This window comes from uncultured Sphingomonas sp. (assembly GCF_946477935.1).
Taxonomy (GTDB): domain Bacteria; phylum Pseudomonadota; class Alphaproteobacteria; order Sphingomonadales; family Sphingomonadaceae; genus Sphingomonas.
Genome location: NZ_CAMLAC010000299.1, coordinates 1 through 3,631 on the forward strand (window position 1 = coordinate 1; position 3,631 = coordinate 3,631).

Annotated in this window: 2 protein-coding genes, 1 pseudogene and 2 riboswitches; all 3 genes and pseudogenes read left to right on the forward strand. The window is 69.7% G+C overall.

The genetic code is table 11. The features are described 5' to 3' along the window. Window positions 1–9 precede the first annotated feature (9 nt). Window positions 10–253, forward strand: a riboswitch (cobalamin riboswitch). A gap of 184 nt (window positions 254–437) precedes the next feature. Then, window positions 438–1,481, forward strand: a complete 1,044-nt coding sequence (locus tag Q0U08_RS18775) for a HoxN/HupN/NixA family nickel/cobalt transporter (protein WP_298093254.1) — start codon at window positions 438–440, stop codon at window positions 1,479–1,481. A 21-nt stretch (window positions 1,482–1,502) separates the two neighbouring features. Next, window positions 1,503–1,705: riboswitch (cobalamin riboswitch) on the forward strand. A 325-nt stretch (window positions 1,706–2,030) separates the two neighbouring features. Next, window positions 2,031–3,083, forward strand: coding sequence for a cobalamin biosynthesis protein CobW (gene cobW / locus Q0U08_RS18780; protein ID WP_298093256.1), 1,053 nt, complete (start codon window positions 2,031–2,033; stop codon window positions 3,081–3,083). 5 nt (window positions 3,084–3,088) lie between these two features. After that, a pseudogene (cobN, locus tag Q0U08_RS18785) lies at window positions 3,089–3,631 on the forward strand (cobaltochelatase subunit CobN); the annotation flags it as partial.

Genomic DNA, 3,631 nt, shown 5'->3' on the forward strand with positions numbered 1-3,631 from the left:
CCGCCTACCCCAATCCCCGATCGCGCGGGTGCTCCGACAAGGAGCTTAAAAGGGAACACGGTGACAGGCGGCCCCCGGGCCGCCCCAATCCGCGGCTGTCCCTGCAACTGTAAGCGGCGAGCGCGGTGCCGGACGTGCCCTGTGACAAGGGCACAGCCACTGGATCGAACGGGTCGACCGTCGATCTGGGAAGGTACGGCACCGTGGCTATGACCCGCGAGCCAGGAGACCTGCCGGCGTCAGGTCGCTCTTGTCCGCCGGTCCAGGGGATGGCCGCGGCACGGCTGGTCCGTTGAGCGACGCGCACCCAGGCGGCGGGGGCCGCCACGGCGACGCGTGTCCGGCCGCTCATGGCGTCCGGCCGGCCCTGCGGCGCCGGCCGCCGGTTCGTCCCGGCGGCAGGCCCCCGTCATGTCGGACGCCCGCCGGACTGCCGCATGACCCGATCCGATACCCCCCTGAAGCGCCGCATCGCCGCGCTGTTCGCGTTCCTGATCCTCGCCAATCTCGCCTGCTGGGCCTGGGGCTTCGCGCTTGCCCGCAACGATGCGCTGCTGCTCGGCACCGCCGCGCTCGCCTGGGGGCTGGGCCTGCGCCACGCGGTCGATGCCGACCATATCGCCGCGATCGACAACGTCACGCGCAAGCTGATGCAGGACGGCCAGCGCCCGATCGCGGTCGGCTTCTGGTTCGCGCTCGGCCATTCCGCGATCGTGCTGGTCGCCGCCGTCGCGGTCGCGCTCACCGCGAACGCGCTTGCCCGGTTCGAGGCGTTCGGACAGGTCGGCGGCGTCGTCGCCACCGGCATCTCCGCCGCCTTCCTGTTCGCCATCGCCGCGATGAACCTCATGATCCTGCGCTCGGTCTGGGCCAGCTTCCGCCAGGTCCGCGCCGGCGGCACGTACCAGGAGGCGGATCTGGACATGCTCACCACATCACGTGGCCCTTTGTCCCGCCTGTTCCGGCCGATGTTCCGGCTGGTGACGAAAAGCTGGCACATGGCCCCGCTCGGCCTGTTGTTCGGTCTGGGCTTCGACACCGCGACCGAGGTTGCGATCCTCGGCCTCTCCGCCGCGCAGGCCGCCGAAGGCATGAGCATCGCCACCATCCTCGTCCTCCCCGCGCTGTTTGCCGCGGGCATGGCACTGGTCGATACGGCGGACGGCGTGGTGATGCTCGGCGCCTATCGCTGGGCCTTTGTGAAGCCGATCAGGAAGCTCTACTACAACATCACCATCACGCTGGTCTCCGCGATCGTCGCCATCGCGATCGGCGGGATCGAGACGCTGGCGCTGATCGCCGACAAGCTCGACCTTCGCGGCGGCATCTGGACGGTCGCCACCGATCTCGGCGGCAGTTTCAACGGCCTCGGCTTTGCGATCGTCGGCTTGTTCGTCGCCTGCTGGCTGGTCAGCTTCGCGATCTACCGGTGGAAGCGCATCGACGATACGCCTGTTGTCGGCCCCGCGCCCGCCCGCTAAAGCCGCACACGGGGCGGATCATCCGCCCCGACGCGCGCCGGTGCCCGACAAGGGCTTGAATGGGAATGTGGTGCAAATCCACGGCTGTCCCTGCAACTGTAAGCGGAGAGCGCGCGGCACACGCCCCCTGACCGGGGCAGCCACTGGATCTCGATCCGGGAAGGCCGTGCCGCGATCGCGACGACCCGCAAGCCAGGAGACCTGCCGGCGCGGTGTCGCTCTTGCCCGGGTCCAGGGGATGGCCAAGGCACGGTTCTCCGTCTGAGCGACGACACTGGATGCGGCCGGGGTCGCAAACGGTGCGTGGCTTCGGACGCCTGCCCCGCGTCCGCCCGGAGCCCGCGCGCCCGCCGTCAGGCAGCCCCCGTCCGCTTGGTCGTTGACGCGCGCGCGGGGCGGAGAATGCACATGTCGGATCTTTCTGAGAATTCGTTCGAACACTCGCAAAAGAGCGAGGTTCGAAGCGGTGCCGGCCCGCTCCCCCTCCCGGCCACCCATCAGGATACGGTGTGGGTGGCCGGGAGGGGGAGCGGGCCGGCGCCGCAAAACGTGCCTCCGGCACGTTTTCAAACAATAGCCAAGATCCCCGTCACCATCGTCACCGGCTTCCTCGGTGCCGGCAAAACGACACTGATCAGCCACCTGATCCGCGCCGCGAACGGCCGCCGCCTGGCGGTCGTGGTCAACGAATTCGGCACGCTGGGTGTGGATGGCGACATATTGAAGGGCTGCGCGATCCCCGATTGCCCGGCCGAAAACATCGTCGAGCTGGCGAATGGCTGCATCTGCTGCACTGTCGCCGACGATTTCGTGCCGACCGTCGAAGCCTTGCTCGCGCTCGATCCGCGCCCCGATCACATCCTGATCGAAACCTCCGGCCTCGCGCTCCCCAAGCCGCTGCTGAAGGCGTTCGACTGGCTTGCGATCCGCTCGCGCATCACCGTCGACGGCGTCATCGCGCTGGCGGATGCGGAGGCGGTCGCGGCCGGTCGCTTCGCCGCCGATCTCGCCGCGGTCGATGCGCAGCGCGCCGCCGACCCCAGCCTCGACCACGAAACCCCGCTCGCCGAGGTGTTCGAGGACCAGCTCGCCTGCGCCGACCTCGTGCTGCTCACCAAGGCCGATCTGGCCGGCCCGGACGGCCTCGCCGCCGCCCGCGCGGTGATCGCCGCACAGGCGCCCCGCCCGCTCCCCGTCGTGGAGCTGACCGACGGCATCATCGATCCGCGGGTCGTGCTGGGCCTCGGCGCCGCCGCCGAGGACGACATCGCCGCCCGCCCCTCGCATCATGACGGCGCCGACGATCACGAGCATGAGGATTTCGACAGCATCGTCCTCGATCTGCCCGAAATCGCCACGCCCGACGCGCTGACCGCCCGGATCGAGGCGCTGGCCGCCTCGCACGACATCCTGCGCGTGAAGGGCTATGCCGCGGTGGCGGGCAAGCCGATGCGCCTGCTCGTCCAGGCGGTCGGCGGCCGCGTCCGCACCCAGTATGACCGCCCCTGGCGTGAGGGCGAGCCCCGTGCCACCCGCCTCGTCGTCATTGCCGAGCATGACCATATCGACGCCCCCGTGATCAGGACCGCGCTGGCGGGCTGACACGCATGCATCTCGTCTTTCGCGAGAGCCACGGGCTGGAGGAGGGCGCCGTCCCGCAGGATCTGGGGCAAAGCCCCGGCGACCTGCTGGTGCTCTCCTTCTCCGACAGCGACCTGGGTGCCTTCGCCGCCGGCTGGCAGGCGCCGGGGCTCCCGTCACTGCGCCTCGCCAATCTGGAGCGGCTCGCGCACCCGCTCTCGGTCGACACCTATGTCGAGCGCACCGCCATCCATGCAAAGGCGATCCTGATCCGCCTGATCGGTGGCCCTGCCTATTGGAGCTACGGCCTGTCGCAGATGGAGCGCGTCGCGCGCGATCATCGCATCGCGCTCGCCGTCCTTCCCGCCGACGGCCGCGAGGATGCGCGTTTGGACAAAGCCTCCACGCTCCCCGTCCCGCTGCTCCGCACCCTTTCGGCACTCTGCGAACAGGGCGGCCCCACCGCCGCCGGCCAGGCGCTCCACCTGTTAGCAAAGAACGCCAATCTCCCAGACCCGTTCGGCTCAAGCGAAGTCGAAGCACAAACCCCACCCCCGATTCCCCCGGTC